The 16,442-nt window shown below is 59.6% G+C and carries 14 protein-coding genes and 1 other RNA gene; 8 read left to right on the top strand and 7 right to left on the bottom strand.

Annotation, left to right across the window (positions count from 1 at the left end; translation table 11 throughout):
* Positions 1–185: 185 nt before the first annotated feature.
* Both ssrA and Q5H89_RS03600 read left to right on the top strand, forming a co-directional pair.
* Positions 186–557, top strand: a transfer-messenger RNA (tmRNA) gene (gene ssrA / locus Q5H89_RS03605).
* 527 nt (positions 558–1,084) lie between these two features.
* A complete protein-coding gene (locus tag Q5H89_RS03600; protein ID WP_305017926.1) occupies positions 1,085–2,242 on the top strand; it encodes an acyltransferase family protein in 1,158 nt (385 codons plus the stop codon).
* Positions 2,243–2,899: 657 nt separating this feature from the next.
* On the opposite strand, the gene Q5H89_RS03595 is transcribed toward Q5H89_RS03600, so the two are convergent.
* Both Q5H89_RS03595 and Q5H89_RS03590 read right to left on the bottom strand, forming a co-directional pair.
* Complete coding sequence (locus Q5H89_RS03595) at positions 2,900–3,874, bottom strand: PorP/SprF family type IX secretion system membrane protein (RefSeq protein ID WP_305017925.1); 975 nt, start codon at positions 3,872–3,874, stop codon at positions 2,900–2,902.
* A 96-nt stretch (positions 3,875–3,970) separates the two neighbouring features.
* The gene (locus Q5H89_RS03590) at positions 3,971–8,161 is read right to left on the bottom strand and encodes a T9SS type B sorting domain-containing protein (RefSeq protein WP_305017924.1); all 4,191 of its coding nucleotides are present in this window, start codon (positions 8,159–8,161) and stop codon (positions 3,971–3,973) included.
* A gap of 728 nt (positions 8,162–8,889) precedes the next feature.
* Here Q5H89_RS03590 and Q5H89_RS03585 point away from each other — a divergent pair.
* The 4 genes from Q5H89_RS03585 to Q5H89_RS03570 all read left to right on the top strand — a co-directional run bounded on the left by Q5H89_RS03585 (position 8,890) and on the right by Q5H89_RS03570 (position 10,364).
* The gene (locus Q5H89_RS03585; protein WP_305017923.1) at positions 8,890–9,180 is read left to right on the top strand and encodes a hypothetical protein; all 291 of its coding nucleotides are present in this window, start codon (positions 8,890–8,892) and stop codon (positions 9,178–9,180) included.
* A gap of 95 nt (positions 9,181–9,275) precedes the next feature.
* On the top strand, positions 9,276–9,698 hold the full coding sequence (locus Q5H89_RS03580) for a hypothetical protein (protein WP_305017922.1): 423 nt from the start codon (positions 9,276–9,278) through the stop codon (positions 9,696–9,698).
* Between the two features lie 57 nt (positions 9,699–9,755).
* Positions 9,756–10,034: a hypothetical protein gene (locus Q5H89_RS03575; protein WP_305017921.1), complete on the top strand. Its 279-nt coding sequence runs from the start codon at positions 9,756–9,758 to the stop codon at positions 10,032–10,034.
* Positions 10,035–10,082: 48 nt separating this feature from the next.
* Positions 10,083–10,364 (top strand): hypothetical protein, encoded by a 282-nt coding sequence (locus tag Q5H89_RS03570; protein ID WP_305017920.1) that lies wholly within the window; start codon positions 10,083–10,085, stop codon positions 10,362–10,364.
* A gap of 96 nt (positions 10,365–10,460) precedes the next feature.
* Here Q5H89_RS03570 and Q5H89_RS03565 read toward each other — a convergent pair whose 3' ends face one another.
* The 5 genes from Q5H89_RS03565 to Q5H89_RS03545 all read right to left on the bottom strand — a co-directional run bounded on the left by Q5H89_RS03565 (position 10,461) and on the right by Q5H89_RS03545 (position 14,795).
* Entirely contained in the window at positions 10,461–10,802 is a 342-nt protein-coding gene (locus Q5H89_RS03565; protein ID WP_305017919.1) for a hypothetical protein, read from the bottom strand.
* Between the two features lie 27 nt (positions 10,803–10,829).
* A complete protein-coding gene (gene uvsE, locus Q5H89_RS03560; protein WP_305017918.1) occupies positions 10,830–11,825 on the bottom strand; it encodes a UV DNA damage repair endonuclease UvsE in 996 nt (331 codons plus the stop codon).
* Between the two features lie 123 nt (positions 11,826–11,948).
* Complete coding sequence (locus Q5H89_RS03555; RefSeq protein WP_305017917.1) at positions 11,949–12,641, bottom strand: carboxypeptidase-like regulatory domain-containing protein; 693 nt, start codon at positions 12,639–12,641, stop codon at positions 11,949–11,951.
* A gap of 122 nt (positions 12,642–12,763) precedes the next feature.
* Positions 12,764–13,447: a hypothetical protein gene (locus Q5H89_RS03550; RefSeq protein WP_305017916.1), complete on the bottom strand. Its 684-nt coding sequence runs from the start codon at positions 13,445–13,447 to the stop codon at positions 12,764–12,766.
* A gap of 103 nt (positions 13,448–13,550) precedes the next feature.
* Entirely contained in the window at positions 13,551–14,795 is a 1,245-nt protein-coding gene (locus Q5H89_RS03545) for a metallophosphoesterase (RefSeq protein ID WP_305017915.1), read from the bottom strand.
* Positions 14,796–14,909: 114 nt separating this feature from the next.
* Here Q5H89_RS03545 and radC point away from each other — a divergent pair, with 114 nt between their 5' ends.
* Both radC and Q5H89_RS03535 read left to right on the top strand, forming a co-directional pair.
* Positions 14,910–15,665, top strand: coding sequence for a RadC family protein (radC, locus tag Q5H89_RS03540; protein WP_305017914.1), 756 nt, complete (start codon positions 14,910–14,912; stop codon positions 15,663–15,665).
* An 80-nt stretch (positions 15,666–15,745) separates the two neighbouring features.
* On the top strand, positions 15,746–16,375 hold the full coding sequence (locus Q5H89_RS03535; RefSeq protein ID WP_305017913.1) for a DUF1684 domain-containing protein: 630 nt from the start codon (positions 15,746–15,748) through the stop codon (positions 16,373–16,375).
* Positions 16,376–16,442: the final 67 nt, after the last annotated feature.

Raw genomic sequence — 16,442 nt, 5'->3', positions numbered from 1 at the left:
CACTACAAAGATACCCTAGCCCCGCCGTCGGCTAAGCCCCGGCCCGCCGAAAATTGGTAGCCGGGCGGGCTAATCCCCTGCGGCGTAATCGGAACAAAAACCCGCCCCAAAACATTTACTACCCGAAGCGCGTATCTTTGCGCCCCGCCTTTCTTCGGAGCGGCGGACCTCGTTCTTTCTAAATTGGGGATGACCGGAATTGACAGCTTGCGCAAGTTGCGGGTAAGCGTGCCGGGAGTTGATGGAAGCTCTCCCGCCAAAAAATCTATCAAACAACAATCGGCGACTATTCGTACGCCATGGCTGCCTAGTTTAGAACTACGCACTGCCATCGTGCCGCCCGGGTAAGTTTTTACACCTGGGAGTTCGGCGCGTCGTAAGTAGAAACTAGCCTTCGAAGAGCTGTGATTCGGGGGCGAAAATCAACTGCAGCTAAGGGAGTTTCAAGGGCCTGATGTGCGCCTGGAACGCCTCGAAAATCCAAGCATAGATACGCACGTAGAAAGCACGTTGACTTCCTTGTCTGGACCAGGGTTCGAATCCCTGCATCTCCACTGAAAACCCGCTCAGAGTTATTCTGGGCGGGTTTTTTACTTTTTTTGGTGAAACAGCCGTAAGTATGACCATCTAAACCCGTGCCTACGTTGGCGAAACCTCCACGACTGTCCCGGCTTGTCTTTAGCCTTGAATAGGCGCCTGTGGATGGGCTTGTTTTTGCTCGCGGTCCAACCTACTATTGTGGGTTGGGTTATTGGCGTGTTTATCGCCCAGAAAAACCTACGCCGCCAGCGGCGGCGGCATCGTAACGCATCCGAACAGTAGGTAGCGATTAAGGGCTAGTATATGCCGACCTAGGTAGGAATCGTATGTGCGGAAGCAGAAATAAAGAAAGCCCGACTAGTTGGTCGGGCTTTCCGCTGCCTGAGTGAACTGCTAAGGTGGCTACAGAATAGGCTAAGAAGGGGGCAGCAGGTACACTCATTTGCTTAGCAACGGGTAGATAGTCTTTGTATGTCCCCTATCTTTGCCTTGTACAAGTCTTTCTATCTTAATACAAGCGTACTTAATACAAGCGTACGAGTTTATGCCTACCGTTCTCATTAGTCCTGTATTCAAGAAACCGATAGCTACTTATTTTCCTGCCCTGACAGGGTTACGTGCCTGTGCAGCCTATCTGGTATTTTTATTCCATTACAATCCTTTTCAATCAAACACTTGGCTAAATAGGTTTTTTAATGAGGGACATATAGGTGTGACATTATTCTTTGTTTTGAGTGGCTTACTTATTTGTCTTCGCTACATAGACCGTGTTGAACTGTCAGGTCAATGGCTAAGTAAGTATTTTAGGAACCGTATAGCTCGTATTTACCCGATGTACTTTTTGGTGACCTTACTCACCTTTTTTCTTACATGGTTACAGCCAGGAAGGGATATATCAGGTCATTGGCTGAAGTCTTCCTTGTTTGAAAAGGTGTTAACGGTATTTCTAAATATTACGCTCTTGCGTGGCTTTTTTCAGGATTTTATAGCAACAGGCGTCTTGCCTGGTTGGACACTGACAGTAGAAGAGACATTTTACTTCTTAGCCCCTTTGTTACTTGTCGGTTTAGTAAGAGTTAATAGCCTTAATAAATATGTTCTCCTTTTACTTTATGCACTTGCTATACTTGCCGTAGGTTTTACTTTAGTAAGAATAGCGCCTCACAAATTTGGCTTTTTTATTAGCAACGGATACATGCTAAATGTTACATTTTTTGGTAGATGCTTTGAGTTTATTTCTGGTATGGCACTTGCCATCTTTATGCGTAATTCATCAAGCGAACCAAGAACTGGTATTAGTTGGGCTACTTGGCTAGGATTAGCTTGGATAGGGGCTGCCATGTACGTTGCCATGCTTGGGCTAGCAGGAGAAACCCCTACAGACCAAGGAGCAGGTATTACTAGTTTTGGAAGAAATATTTTGAACAATTTCTTTGTGCCACCTGGAATTGTATTACTATACTGGGGCTTGATATATGAGAAAACTTGGCTCCGTTGGCTATTATCTTCAAAGCTATTCGACTTGCTGGGGAAAAGCTCGTATGTATTCTACTTGATACATATGGGTGTCTTTTCAATGGCTATCGGCCGCTACGTGTCACATAATCAATTAGTTATTTTTGTATTGTTAGTCCTTGCATCCATAATGATGCATAAGTTTATTGAAGAGCCGATGCACAAACTGATAGCACGCCGAAAATAGGCTGTAGTATATAATAGAAAGAGCTTCAGCCGCAAGGCTGGGGCTCTTTCAGGCTATCTAGACGAAATATTTTTCAGCTTGTTATGTGTTTGTGCTATAGACTGGTATCTGCACACTGAGATTGTATTTTCCGTGTTAGGTGAATATACGAGCAAGTTATTGGCATTGATTGGTCTTTACAGCTACAGTCTCTATCTTTTTCATCAGCCGCTACTGATGCCTTTAATCAGATTTCTGAGTTTAAATTTTTATAATACCCCCTTAGTAGCACTTGCTATGCTACTTGCCTTTATGGTCATCTTAGCACTAGCCTTCCTTTCTTACCACTTGCTAGAGCTGCCTTCTATTAAGTTTGGTACTCGGGTGTATGAAAAGCTTTTTGATAAGAGCGCCCGGAAATCTTCACTTAGGGGGTCTGTATAAAAGGGCCCGGTACTTAATAACCAGTTCTTATTCGCACTTATCTTTCTGGCTGCCGCACGGCGCTAACAAAAAGTTAAGCTTTACCCAGGCGACCCAGGCACACCGGAAATGATACTAAAGGGTAATACAAGCGCCGTTGCGCTTGCACATTCACCATAATTCGCCCAAGACTATGCTGGGCGGGTTTTATATATCATCTCTGCGTGGTGACTTTTGGCTGGTGAGCCTGCTAGCCTACCAGAAAGGGTCGGGGCAGGCGGGGCGCGGTCTCTTCTTAAGCTTGAGGCCCAGAATGACTTCGTGGCTGCCCCATTGGTAGGAGGCTATCTGGGAGGTGCTGGCGTCGTAGGAATAGCTGAGGCTGCCGAACTCGCTGAAATTGACGCCCACCATGCCGATGAAGGAATCGGTGGCCCGCCACGAGGCGCCCGCCCACAGCAGGTCGCGGAACTTAAGCTTGAGGTTGAGGTCGACGGAGGTGGGCGCCGGCGCCATGTATTTGACCAGCACCGAGGGCACCAGCGAGAGGTCTTCGGTGAGGGGCAGGCGCCCGCCGGCCGTGATAAAGTAGTGGCGCTCAAGCTTGTTGCTGTACACGAGCTGATTGACGGGCGAGTAGGCCAGGTCGAGCTGATTGCCCAGTATCTGGGCCGACGAGGCGCCAACGTAGAAATCGGGGCTATAAAGCCACAGGCCTACCGTGGCGTCGGGCACCCGCGAGGCCTGGTTGGCGGCAATGTAGCCGCTGTGAAACTGGAGCTGCGAGCCATCGACGGCAAACTGCTGCATACCCGCCGACACGCCCATGGCCAGGCGCAGCGTGCGCGAGAGGGCCAGGTTGTAGGTGTAGGAGCCGTAGATGCCGGTGCGGCTGGTGGGGCCCGTTACGTCGCTGTACACGATGCCGCCCACGGCGTGGAAGCCGCGCTGCCAGTCGTGCTTCGTGCGCCTGCTTTGCGAGCGCAGGCTGCCCAGCGACGAGTTGACGCTGGCGTAGTACGTTTTGGGTGCTCCATCGAGGCCGGCCCACTGCGCCCGGTAGCTGAACTTGAGGTCGATATAATCGTCGGTGCCCGCTACGGCCGGGTTCAGGATGTAGTTGTTGTTCATGTACTGGCTGTACTGTGCCAGTTGCTGGGCCTGCCCCGGCCGGCTGAAGCCCACTGCCAGCAGCAGCCCGAAAAGAACGCCCGGTAAGTTTTTTTTCACTGAAAATAGCGGCTAGGTAATCAGTTGGAGGGAAAGCCAGCCGCTGGGAGCGGCGCCCGTGCGGGCGCCGCCGCTCCCAGCGGCCATTGCGTAGAATTAATATACCACCGTGAGCGGCCCGCTGTACGAGTGGCCGTTGCCGAGCGTGATAACATAGTAGTAAGTGCCTATCGGGGCGGGCTGACCGCTGATGGTGCCGTTCCACTCGTTGCTGCGGCCGTAGCCCGAGGCATCAAAAATCTTGCTGCCCCAGCGGTTGAACACTAGCACATGGTTGCCGGTGTAGGCCCCGATATTGTCGATTTCCCAGGTGTCGTCCACCCCATCGCCATTGGGGCTGATGGCGGTAGGAATGCGCAGGCGCGGCGTCACGGTCACGGTTACGGGGCTGCTATCGGCGCAGTAGCCGGTGCCGGCCGAAAGGGTATAGGTGGTAGTAACGAGCGGGGCCGCCACGGGCCGCAGCGGGTCGCTACCAAAGGTCAGGCCCAGCGAGGGCGTCCAAGCTACCGGGTAGGTGCCATCGGCCTTGCCTTCGAGCGTCACCTGCTCGCCCGCCATTATTTCCTTGTTGGGGCCGGCATCCACATCCACGGGCGGGTTGATTATGGCGCGCACCGCATTGGACACCACGGTGAGCGAGCCGCAGACGGTGGCGGCTTGCAGGGCTACCGTCACGAGCTGGCCATTGCGCAGCGTAGTAGTGGTGAAGACTGGGGTGGTGGCGCCAGCCACGGCCACGCCATCAACCCGCCACTGGTACTGCGGGCTAGGGCCGGCATTCGTCACTTTATCAACACTAAAAGTGACCGGCGCGCCCGAGCAAACCGGCAAAACGGTCTGGGGGCTGATGGCCACCGTGGGCAAGTCGACGAAGGTGCGGGTTATCGTAACGGTAGCCGTGGCCGGGCCGCTGGTGCACAAATCGGGGCTGGGTAGCAGCTCCACGCGCACCTGGTCGCCGGTAGCTAGGGTGGCGCTAGTGTAGGTAGGGCCGGTGGCAACCTGGGTGCCATTCACAAACCAGCGGTAGGTGGGCGCCGAGCCGGCATTGGTTGGTACCGGGCTGAAGGTGAGCGCCGTGCCCGCGCACTGCGTAGGGGGCGTAGCCAGGGCCACCCCCGTTACGAGCGGCTTGAGCAGCTGCACGGCTACCACATTGGACGCGGCCGTGCCGCAGGTAGCTGCCGTGGCCTGGCGCCGGTAGTAGGTAGCAACCGCAACCGGGCCCGCAGCATACGTGGCATCGGTAGCACCCGGAATGGCGGTCCAGGTAGCGTTATCAGTTGATAGCTCCCACTGGTAGGTATACGTGCCGGGGCCGCCGCTAGCCCCGGCCGTGCTCGTGAAAGCGGCCGGGCTGGAGCCCGGGCACACCGTTTGGCTGGCGCTGATGGTGCCGCCCGCCACGACCGGGTTGACGGTAACGGCCACGGTGCCAGTGCCCACGCAGCCCGTAGCCGAGTTGGTTACCGTGAGGGTGTAGGTCTGGGTAGTAGAAGCGCTGCTGGTATTGGTAAGCGTGAGGGTAGGGTTAGCCACGGTGCTGCTGCTCAGGCCGGTGCTAGGGCTCCAGCTGTAGGTGTAGCCCGCCACCGGAGCATTGCCGAGCTGCACGGGGCTGCCCGAGCAGCTCGTTACGGCTGCGCCGGGCGTGGCCACGGGCAGCGGGTTCACCGTTACGGCCACGGTGCCCGTGCCGGTGCAGCCCGCGCTGTTCGTCACCGTGAGGGTATAGGTCTGGGTGATGGGAGCGCTGGTAGTATTGGTAAGCGTAACGGTAGGATTAGCCACGGTGGCGCTGCTCAGGCCCGTGCCAGGGCTCCAGCTATAAGTATAGCCCGCCACGGGGGCTGCCCCCAGCTGCGCCGAGCTGCCCGAGCAGATAGCCGCCGCCGCGCCCGGCACTGCTGCCAGCGGCGGGCTCACGGTAACGGTGACGGCGGCAGTAGCTACGCAACCGGCTGCGCTGGTAGTAGTCAGGGTATAGGTTTGGGTGATGGGAGCGCTGGTAGTATTGGTAAGCGTGGCGGTAGGGTTAGCCACGGTGGTGCTGCTCAGGCCCGTGCCAGGGCTCCAGCTATAAGTATAGCCCGCCACGGGGGCCGCCCCCAGCTGCGCCGAGCTGCCCGGGCAAATGGTAGCCGCCGCGCCGGCCACGGCCACGGGCAGCGGGTTCACCGTTACCGTCACCGTATTGGTGGTTTGGCAGCCGGTAGTATTGGTTTCGGTTAGGGTATAAGTGGCGGTGGTGGGGGCGCTGGTGGTATTGCTGAGCGTAAGGGTAGGATTAGCTACGGTGCTGCTGCTCAGGCCCGTGCCGGGGCTCCAGCTGTAGGTGCTGCCGCTTACTGGGGCCGCGCCGAGCGCGATGGCCACGCCCGAGCAGGTGCTAGGGGCAGCCGGACCCACATTGGCGGCGGGCGAGGGCAGTACGGTTACCGTTACCTGGCCGGTAGCCCCGCAGGTATTGGAGGCGGCGGCACCCGTAATAGTATAGGTAGTAGTGGCCGTAGGGCTGATGGTGAACGGGCCCGCGCCGGTAATAACGCTGGGGCCGCCACTCACGGTGTAGGGCGCTGTGCCCCCCGCCACGGTAAGCGTAGTGCTGCTGCCGCGGCAAATGCTGAGGTTGCCCGTAGCGGTGAGGGTAGCGGTTTGCGAGATGGTTATCGTGCGCGTCACGGAGTCGGAGGGGCAGCCGTACTGGCTGCGGCCGCGGGCCACGAGAGTGCCGGTGCCGGCGGCGCCCCACTGCACCTGCACCGGGTTGGCGGTGGGGCTGCCCACGATGGTGCCACCCACCACGCGCCAGCTCACGGTGGGGGTGGTGCCCCCGCTGGCAGTGTAGCTGCGCGTAGCGTTCAGCCCGCACACCAGCAGGTCGCCGCTGATGGCCGTCGGCCCTTTAGGCTTCACTACCGTGATGTGCAGCACATCGGCCACGGTTTTGCCGGCGCAGCCATTATCCTTCACCGTAAAAGCTACGTCGTAGGGCGTGGCGCGGGCATCGGCGCAACTGGTAGCGAATACGAAGTTGCCGGTAACCACCCCGGTGGCCCCCGATACCACGGCCGTGCCGGTGGGGTTGCCGGGGGCCACGGTGCCGGGGTCGCCGTCGAGGGTGGCATTATAGCCCCCCGCGCCGTCGAGCAGCACGCTGTTCAGCGTCATGGCCAGCGGGTGGCCATCGGCCTGCGTGGCCGTGATGGGAATGGTGAGCGTGCTGCCGGCCTCTATGGTGTAGTCGCGCGGGGTTACGGCAATGGGCGGCAGCACCGGCGCCTTGGTAGTGGGGCACGAGGCCACTACCAGCTGCAAGTCGCGCCGGGTGGTGCCAATGAGCACTTCCTGCCCGGCTATGGTGCGGTATTCCTGCACATCAACGGCCACGGCGTACTTGCGCCCCACCGTAGCGGCCCCGTACTTCGCTAGCCCCGTTGAGGGGTTGAGCAGCGCAAAATTGCCCGCCGAAGTGCCAAAAGGCGTGGTGGGGGTGTACCCGGCCCCCGAGCTATAGTTGGCCAGGGGCGGGGGCGGGTAAAAGAACGTAGTGGGCAGGATGGCTAGCCCCCCGGTGGCCGCGTAGGGCTGCCCAAACGAGTACACGAGCCGGTCGCCATCGGCGTCCACGGCGTTGTTGAGCAGAAAGGTGGTGTCGTTGGCGCAGATAATGGCCACGGCGATATCCGAAAAAACCGGCGAGTGGTTGGGTATCTGCGGCGGGCTCAGGGCCACGTACAGCGTCATGGCCTGCGCGCCGGGGTCGTAGAGGTTGGTCACGTCCACGTTGCGGCTACCGTCGGTAAACAAGGCAAAGTAGCCTTTCGAGGTATTGGGCAGGTTTACAACGGCGATAAACTTTTGCAGCCGGTAGGGCTGCGACACCCCGCTGATGAGGCAGCCCGGCGGGATGGGCGGCGAGATGCATTCCGAAAGCGACGTCTGCGGAATGCTCATCATGCCAGTCTGGCCCACAAACGTGGTAGTAAAGGCATAATTGGTAGCCGTCAGAATAATCCGCGCCCCGGTGGCCTGGTCATAAATACCCACGCTGGCCGACGCCCGCGGCGCTGTAATACCCGTGCTGCCGCAGTTGTTATACACCGTCACCGTTAGCTCATAGCGCAGCGGCGCGGCGGCCGGCCCGTTGTTATCGAGGTAGCGGTACGTCATTTCCCCCCCCAGCAAGTGCGTAGCCAGCGCCGGCCGCCCGGCCGCCAGCAGCAGCAAAAAAAGTACTAGCCCGGGTAGCAAGCCTGCACGACGAAGTAAAGTTGAAAGCATAGCCAAATGAAAGGGGGCCAAAAAAACGCCGGCCGGCGGCCAGCTGGCCAGCCATGCTGGGTAAAAATATCGCCGGGTGGGTAAGCGACTTGACTGCTGAAAAAATAGCGAAAGAAGGCGGTACTGCGGCGGCCGAAAATCTGCGGAAGTAGCAAAAGAGCCAGCCGCTGCAAACTATACCATCCACTCGCCCGAAAGCCAGCGCTAGCCCCGGCCGGCTAACTCAGCCCGGCAAGCAAAAAAAGCCTGTAGAAAGAGCGGCAAAAGCAGTGTGAAAATACATGTTTCCCAGGTAGTTTATAGTCTTCCCAACTTGAGGCAGCAAGAAACTTACTAAACTACCAGAAATGAAAGCTTTTCAATAAAAATTAGGAAGTATTTACTTGAAGAGTGCAAATTATAATGGGTGAGCCTGCGCGCATGATTATTGGCAAATGCCTGTTTTTCTGTGCTATAGCTGCTGGCCCATACCAGGGCTATCCAGCGCCGCTGACCAGGGTATGAGAAGCCTGCGCAGGCCATTTTTCACTAAAAATTTAGAAGGAGCACCTACTTCCCCAAGGTGGTAGCACTGAGCGCGTGAGCCTGCGGTAATGTTGGGCTTAAGCCCGGAGGAGTAAGAAATAGACTGATAATCAGGCAACAATAATAGGTAAGGGGCCCGTATAAGTCCCTGAAGGCGCCACCACCATACGGGTAGTGTTCCACCCATCTTCACTTATACTCATATGAAATCCACGTCCCTTTTCCTCGCCGCTGCTTTTGCTCTCTGCACTACTGCCGCTTTCGCTCAGACTACGCCGGGCAGCACCACGTCGGGTACTACCACGTCGGGCACCATGAACCAGACGCCCAGCACGGGTACCATGAATAATGGCACCATGAACAACGGCAGCATGAATGGCACCGGCACGATGGGCAGCGACCGCAGCACCATGCGTAGCAACCGCCGCGCCGCCAAAGGCAGCAAAATGAAGTCGAAAACCTCGACCGACGGTACTACCAAAACCACCATGTAGTAGCCTTTTGGCTGCTGCCTGCGTAAGGCTTCAAAACTGGCTGGTCTGTATAGGCTGGCCAGTTTTTTGGTTACAAACCTTTGCCATCGATTACCATGAAACGCGTTTACTTGTTGCTAGGCAGCGTGTTGGCCCTCCAGGTGGCCCATGCCCAAACCGTGCCCTTTGATGCGACGACCCCCATGCGCGGCGGCTCGCAAAACCAGACTTCTGTGCCGCCGGTAAACCCGGCCCTGAACCAGAGCACCATTCAGGGGCCCTCGCAGGTGCAGCGCACCACCACGGGCTACGATGCCCAGCCCAGCCGCCTGCCGGTGGGCACCGCGCCAGTGGCCGGCACACCCGAGCAGTCGCCCACCTCCCTGCCCGATGTGCGCGAGCAGCCACTCATTCCGCAGCAGCGGCGGCGGCAGTCGAGCGATGTGGTGCCCAACCGCAGCTCCAGCTCCAGCAATGCCCTGCAGCGGCGCAACCCGCAGCCCCTGGGCACGCCGGCCACTACCCCGCCCCAGCCATAACCCCGGCCGGCCTTTTGCAGTAAAAGCCTGACCAATTCGCCCTATTTTTTCTCTTGTATGAAAGCCTCTCTTTTTTCTATTGCTCTTTGCCTGCTTACGCTAGGGGCCGCCTCGGCCCAAACTGCCCCTACCCGCCCGGCCCCGCCCGCTACCACGGCCGCACCCAACACGGCGCGCAGCGACGAAAGCGAAGCTTCGCGCGGCGTAGGCACGCTCGTAACCGACCGCTCGGAGTCTGACAAGCAGCGGATGCGCAACGGGCAGCCGAAGATGAAAACCAAGAAAATGAAGTCGACGATGCCCGATGGCAGCGGCAAAATGAAAACCAAGATGTAATCACGGGCCAGGGTGCTTCGCACCTGAGTCCTTAGCCTTGTCTCAGCCATGTCTTTTTCGAAATTACTGCTTGCCGCTTGCCTGCTAGGCAGCAGCGCGGCTTTTGCCCAAACTACCCCGACTTCTAACCCCAGTACCACCCGCAGCACCAATACGGTGGGCCTGGGCGGCACGGTAAGCGGCACGCCTACGGGCGGCAATGCCACCAATGGCGCACCCGTGCGCTACGACGACCCTAATTCGGGTATGCCCTCGCAGGTGCAGGTAAAAACCAAAGGCACGAAAACCAAAAGTGAGAAGCGCAGCCACAAAATGAAGAGCACGATGTAGCTTTTCGCGTTGGCACTGCCTTCCAGCAAAAGAGCTGGCTTCCTGCCTGGAAGCCAGCTCTTTTGCTTTTACTAGGGTGCTAAGCCAGCCTGTGGGCTACTTGGCCGCGTGCTCCAGCAGCTCGTGGCCGTGGCGGCGCAGGGTATCGGCCAGTTTCAGCAGGTCGGCTTTGAGGTCAGCGGGCGCGCTGTGGCTGATTTGGCTGGTCTGGTCGCCGAGCATGTTCAGCGAATTGCCGATGGCGGTGGCGCTCAGGCTGCCGCTGCTGAGCAGCGATTGCAGGTTGCCCATCTCGCGGGCAATGTCTTGCAGCTCGGGCAGGCCGCTCTGCAAAAATTGCTGCTGCCAGGTTTCCGTATTATCCATGGCGGAGCCGAGCGGTAAGCTGGTCAGGCCGTTTTGCAACCCCGACAGGGTGGCGTTCAGAAGGTCATTCATCGGTAAAAAGGGAAAAGGAAAAACGGGTCAGGTCGCCGCCGGGGCCTTGGGCTTGGGCGTGCGCTTTTTGGGCGGGGCGGGGGCGGGCCGGTCGGCAAATACCGGCGGCTCGTAGCCAGCGGGCGCGGGCGGCAGCAGGCCCGCTGCCCGCAGCAGTTGCGCGCCGCGCACGGCGCTAGCCTCTTTGTCTTTGATTTCGAGCATCATATCTACATCTAGCCCATCGAGGTCGGCTAGGAAAGCCTGAAAATACTCGGGTACCAGCGTATCGGTGTGCTTGCCCTTGCGCTCGCCGGGGGCCTGCGAGCTGTAGTCCATCATCAGCACGCCGTCGTGGGTGGGATGCCAGGTGGCGGCGGCCAGGCGCAGCGCCTCGCGCATGGGCTCGCCGTGGTTGAGGCACTCGTGGTGAAAATTATCAAACAAAATAGGCACGCCCGTGCGCCCGTGCAGGCCCAGGCATTCGCGCAGGCTGTAGAGGCGGTCGTCGTTTTCGACCACCAGCCGGGCCTTCACGGCGTCGGGCAGCATGGTGTGGAAGGTATGAGTCCAGCGGGCCAGCGCTGCGTCTTTGTCGCCGTAGGCCCCGCCGGCGTGGATTTGCAGCTTGGCCGTCGAGTCCAGCTCCATCAAATCCAGCATCGAGCCTTGGTACACCAACTCGGCAATGCTGCGCTGCACAATGGCCGGGTCGGGCGAGTTCAGCACCACAAACTGGTCGGGGTGAAACGAGATGCGCAGGTTGTGCTGCCTGATGTAAGCGCCTAGCGCCTGAAAATCAGCCTTGAAGTGCGCCTGCCAGGGAAAGGTATTAACCTCGTGCGAGCCAAACGGCACAATGCCCGAGCCCATGCGGAAAAAAAGCAGGCCCTGGGCCACATTCCACTCCAGAATTTGCCGCAGGCAGGCCAGGTTGCCGGCTACCGTAGCCACCAGCCGCTCCTCCGAGTAGGAGGCTAGCCGAAAGGTGCCGGCCGCGCTGCAAGGCAGCGTTTCGTTCACGCAGGGATATCCAATTTTCATCTTCTGAGCTTACGCCAGAAGCACGCTCCGCGTTTTAGTTTGGAGTTGAGAAGGGGGCATGAGCAACTACCGGTCTGCTCGCCAGCTCATGCCTCCTGCCTGCTGCTGTCGCCAACTTGAAACTCACTCGTAGCCCCGATTGTCGCGGAAAGCCTTATTGTATTCGGCGCGGCGCTGGCGGGCTTTTTCGGCCGCATCGCGGGCTTTCAGCTCTTCTACCTTGCGGCGCTCCTTGCCCTGGCGCGAAAACTGGTCGTAGAGCCAGTCCACGTTGGAGCCGCTGATGGTGGGCGCCTCCGCCTTCGGGGCTGTAGAATCGACGGCGAACAGGGGCTTGGGCTTGGGGGCGCGCTTGGGTACTTTCACCACGGGCGGCGTGGGCCGCTTCATGTTGCGCAGCGCCCGGTTGATGAGGGCACGGTCGGGGCGGTCGGCCACTACGCGCACCTCGCCCAGCTGAATAGAATCGCGCACCAGCCGTATTTGCAGTACCAATTGCGAAATGGTGGTGCCGCTGAGGGCCAGCCGGTGCTGCTTATAGCCCACGGCCCGAAAAACCAGCGTATCGGTGGGCAGGGCAATGATGAAAAAATCGCCCTCGGCGCCGGCCGCTACGCCCTGGCGGGTGCGCCGAATCTGGACGGTAGCCCCTGGAATGGGCTGCTTGTTTTCGGCTGCCGATACCCGGCCGCTTATCCGCACCGTGGGTGAGGGGCTACCGGCCTGCGCCCGAGCCTGCCTGGCTGCCCCGGCAGCCAAGAGCAGCAAGCCGATAACCAGCCAGCTGCGCTTGAAAAAGAAAGGAACTGCCGGCAATAACACGAATCGTATAACGCAACTTTTCTGTAAAGCTGCCACTAAATGAGCCAAAAAAAACCCGCGCCGTTGCAGACGCGGGTCTTTTGCAGATAAACAGGCTGCTTTCGCCGCCCAAGTGCCTACATTTTGGATTTGTTGCCGGCAGCATCCTTCACTTTTACGGTGCCGTCGTTTTTCACTTTCACTTTTGAGCCATCAGTCATTTTCGACTTGCCCTTGGCCACATCGGCCCCGCTCATGGTGCTAGGGGCTTCCTCGGTGGTGGTAGTCGTGGTTTCGGTCGTGGTGCTGCTGCTCATCGAGCTGCTGTCCGAAGGCATGGTAGCGCTCGAAGCGGCGGCCGACTGGTCGTTGATATCCAGGTTGTTGGACTCGTCGTAGTCCGGCCGCGACGACTCGTAGGCGCTGTACTGCGCGGGCACCACCAGAATGGTGCGGAATTCCTTATCGGTATCGGCGTAGTACTGGCGGCGGGCGGCGCCGAAGCCAGCCGTATCGGCCTTATACTGGGCCATTAGGGCATCGTAGCGCTTGGCGCGGTTGTAATAGGCCTGGCGCAGCTTTTCGCGGGTAGCGGCATCGCTGATTTTCATTTTCGTCGCAAAGCGGTCGGCCATACGGTTGCCACGGGTGTGGTAGGCCGCATCCGTCATGGGGCCGGTCGAGGCCGTGCTGGTAGTAGTTGTAGTGGCCGTCGAGTCCGACGGCGTGCCGGTGGTAGTCGTGGTAGAAGTAGAGTTCGACGAGCACGAGCCCAGCGAGAAGGCAGCGGCGCTGGCCAGCAGCAACAAGGCATTTTTCATGGGAAAGGGAAGATTTAAGGAGAACAGGTATTTTGGTTCCGCGCTTTAACGAAAATGCTCGGCCAGGGGTTACTGCTAGCCCCTGGCACTCAGCCCACGCCGGCTAGGCCCGGCGCAGCTCCAGCACCGTTATTTCGGGCAGGAAGCCCGCCCGCATGGGCACGCCCAGGTAGCCCAGGCCCACGTTTACGTACAGTTTCTGGCGGCCTTGCTCGTACAGGCCGGCCCACTGCGGGTACGAGTACTGCACCGGGCTCCACTTGAAGAAGGGTAGGTTGATGCCGAACTGCATACCGTGCGTGTGGCCGCTGAGGGTCAGGTCAATATCCTTATAATCGAGCACCTGCGCTTCCCAGTGCGAGGGGTCGTGCGAGAGCAGCAGCTTGAAGGGCGCGCTGCCGCTCGCGGCGTGGGCCTGCGCCAGCTTGCCGTGCTTCGGAAACTGCGGGTGGCTGCTCCAGTTCTGTACCCCTAGCACGGCCAGCTCGTCGGCGCCCCGCCGAATGGTGTGGCTCTCATCAAGCAGCAGCCGCCAACCAATTTTGGCGTGGTTCTGGGCCAGGCGCTGCAGGTTGGCGCGCTTGGCCGCCGGGCTTTCCCACTGCACGTAATCGCCGTAGTCGTGGTTGCCGAGAATAGAGAAAATCGGCAGCTCCGAGGTAATGCCCGCCAGCGCCGCAATGTGCGGCTCTACCTCGGTGGCAATGTTGTTGACGAGGTCGCCGGTCATCACGATAAGGTCGGCTTTTTGCGCGTTTATCAGGGCCACGGCCCGCTCCATGGGCTCGGTGTTGCCATTGAAGGAGCCCGTGTGCAGGTCGGATATTTGCAGAATCTTAAAGCCCTCGAACGAGGCCGGCAGGTTGGGGTAGCGCAGCACCACGCGGCGCACCGTGTAGTCGGTTTTGCCGCGCACCATGCCCCACAGCATGGCTAGCAGCGGCACCAGGCCCAGGCCCAGCGCCAGCCGGCTGATAAACTGGCTGCGCGTGAGCGCCTGCCCGCTCGCCGCCGGCACCGGGCTGCTGAAGCCCCGCGCTGCCCACCGCCCCAGGCGCATCGCATCCTCCAGCAGCAGCGGCAGAATAACAACAAACTTGGCCACCAGCAGCGCCAGCGGCAGCACAAACAAGTAGCTTTTCAGCTCGCTTTCGCCCTTGTGGCGCGTGGCAATAGCCCAGATGCCCACCGCCCAAATACCCAGCGTGAGTACCCAGTAGCTGAGGGCAAAGCCCCGTCGGCCATCGGGCGTGGTGGGGGCAAAAGCAGTGCGAACGGCCACGTAGCCATACACTTCGGCCACCAGAATGGCCAGTAACAAACTCCAGAGAACAACAGGATTGCGCATACGAACAGCCAAACGGCCAGCCGCGCGTTTAGTTTGCCAGCGGCCCGGGCCGGGCGGGCTGACGTGCGAGCGGCGGCTTTACTTTACCTTGCGTTGCTATAATTTAGCCTCCCTATGCTGCCTAGCTCCTCTTTGCCTGCCGATTCCGACGATGACTTTCTGCCCGCCGCGCCCTACGCGGCCCCGGCCAGCTTCGGCATCAAAAGCTGGGCCGAGGAAGACCGCCCCCGCGAGAAAATGGTGCAAAAAGGCCGCGCCGCCCTTTCCGATGCCGAGCTGATTGCCATTCTGCTGGGTTCGGGCACCACCAAGCTCACGGCCGTCGATGTGGGCATGCTAATGCTGCAAGCCGTTGATAATGATTTGAATGAGCTAGCCCGGCTCAGCATCAAGCAGCTGTGCCGGCACCCCGGCGTGGGGCCGGCCAAGGCCATTTCGGTAGTGGCGGCGCTGGAGCTGGGCCGCCGCCGCAAGGAGGCCGGCGCGGGCCGCCGCACCACCATCGGCAGCTCGCGCGACATCTACCAACTGGTGCGGCCGGCCCTGCAGGATTTGCCGCACGAGGAGTTCTGGGTTATCCTGCTCAACCGCGCCAACGTGGTGATGCGCCAGGAAAAAATCAGCAGCGGCGGCGTGGCTGGTACCGTGGCCGACCCCAAGCTTATTTTCAAGCACGCCCTCGAAAACCTGGCCAGCAGTATTATTCTGGTGCACAACCACCCGAGTGGCAACCGCCAGCCTAGCAGCGCCGACATCAGCCTGACCAAGAAGCTGAAAGAGGCCGGCAATTTTCTGGACCTGCCCATCCTCGACCACCTTATTTATACCGACAACGGCTACTTCAGCTTCGCCGACGAGGGCTTGCTATAAGTAGCGCGAACTTTGTAGTTCGCTGCCCCGCGCCAGTCGCATCTCTCCGGGGCGCGAACTACAAAATTGGCGCTACTGCTATGCGTAAAATTCTTTTGCTAATGGGCCTGCTAGCCCTGGTGGGGCTGTTGGTCTACAGCTTCTCGGGCAGCCCGGCTAGCCCTCCCGCCGAAACCACGGCCGCCTACGCCGCCCAGGTGCGCCAGGCCCGGGCGCAGAAAGACGCGGCCTTTCGCACCGCGCCTACTTCGCCCATCCCGGTAGCCCAGCGCCCCGCATTTGGCGGCCTGCGCTACTTCAAGCCCGCTGCGGCCTACCGCGTGGTGGCGCGCCTCACGCGGGCCGCCGGGCTGGCGCCGCTGCCGCTAGCCCTCACCGGCGGCGCGGCCGATGCCTACGTGCGCTGGGGCACGGCCGAGTTTGCGCTGAGCGGCCAGCCCCAAAAGCTGATTTTATTGCAAAAGCAGGGCGAAAGCAAAGAGTTGTTCCTGCCCTTCACCGACCCCACCAACGGCCAGCAGACCTACGGCGGCGGCCGTTACCTCGACTTGCCCGTGCCCGCCCCCGAGGCCACCGAGATGACGCTGGATTTCAACGCGTCCTACAGTCCGTTTTGCGCTTATAATCACGACTATAGCTGCCCCAAGCCGCCCGCCGACAACCGCCTCACGGTGCCCGTGCTGGCCGGCGAGCAGCTAGCCCCGCAGTAGCTCCGCGGCCGGGGCTAGCTGCTAAATGTGTCGGGGCATTTCCTAAATAACCTAACTACTTGTGAAC

The sequence above is a fragment of the Hymenobacter cheonanensis genome (assembly GCF_030581075.1).
Lineage (GTDB): Bacteria > Bacteroidota > Bacteroidia > Cytophagales > Hymenobacteraceae > Hymenobacter.
Note: the sequence above shows the minus strand (reverse complement) of the source record. Positions and strands in the feature narration are given on the sequence as shown.

Excerpts from the sequence above, each read along its gene's own strand:
- Q5H89_RS03600 (WP_305017926.1), top strand. The coding sequence starts at position 1,085 with ATGCCTACCGTTCTCATTAGTCCTGTATTCAAGAAACCGATAGCTACT.
- Q5H89_RS03590 (WP_305017924.1), bottom strand. The coding sequence starts at position 8,161 with ATGCTTTCAACTTTACTTCGTCGTGCAGGCTTGCTACCCGGGCTAGTA.
- Q5H89_RS03585 (WP_305017923.1), top strand. The coding sequence starts at position 8,890 with ATGAAATCCACGTCCCTTTTCCTCGCCGCTGCTTTTGCTCTCTGCACT.
- Q5H89_RS03580 (WP_305017922.1), top strand. The coding sequence starts at position 9,276 with ATGAAACGCGTTTACTTGTTGCTAGGCAGCGTGTTGGCCCTCCAGGTG.
- Q5H89_RS03575 (WP_305017921.1), top strand. The coding sequence starts at position 9,756 with ATGAAAGCCTCTCTTTTTTCTATTGCTCTTTGCCTGCTTACGCTAGGG.
- Q5H89_RS03570 (WP_305017920.1), top strand. The coding sequence starts at position 10,083 with ATGTCTTTTTCGAAATTACTGCTTGCCGCTTGCCTGCTAGGCAGCAGC.
- Q5H89_RS03565 (WP_305017919.1), bottom strand. The coding sequence starts at position 10,802 with ATGAATGACCTTCTGAACGCCACCCTGTCGGGGTTGCAAAACGGCCTG.
- uvsE (WP_305017918.1), bottom strand. The coding sequence starts at position 11,825 with ATGAAAATTGGATATCCCTGCGTGAACGAAACGCTGCCTTGCAGCGCG.
- Q5H89_RS03550 (WP_305017916.1), bottom strand. The coding sequence starts at position 13,447 with ATGAAAAATGCCTTGTTGCTGCTGGCCAGCGCCGCTGCCTTCTCGCTG.
- Q5H89_RS03545 (WP_305017915.1), bottom strand. The coding sequence starts at position 14,795 with ATGCGCAATCCTGTTGTTCTCTGGAGTTTGTTACTGGCCATTCTGGTG.
- radC (WP_305017914.1), top strand. The coding sequence starts at position 14,910 with ATGCTGCCTAGCTCCTCTTTGCCTGCCGATTCCGACGATGACTTTCTG.
- Q5H89_RS03535 (WP_305017913.1), top strand. The coding sequence starts at position 15,746 with ATGCGTAAAATTCTTTTGCTAATGGGCCTGCTAGCCCTGGTGGGGCTG.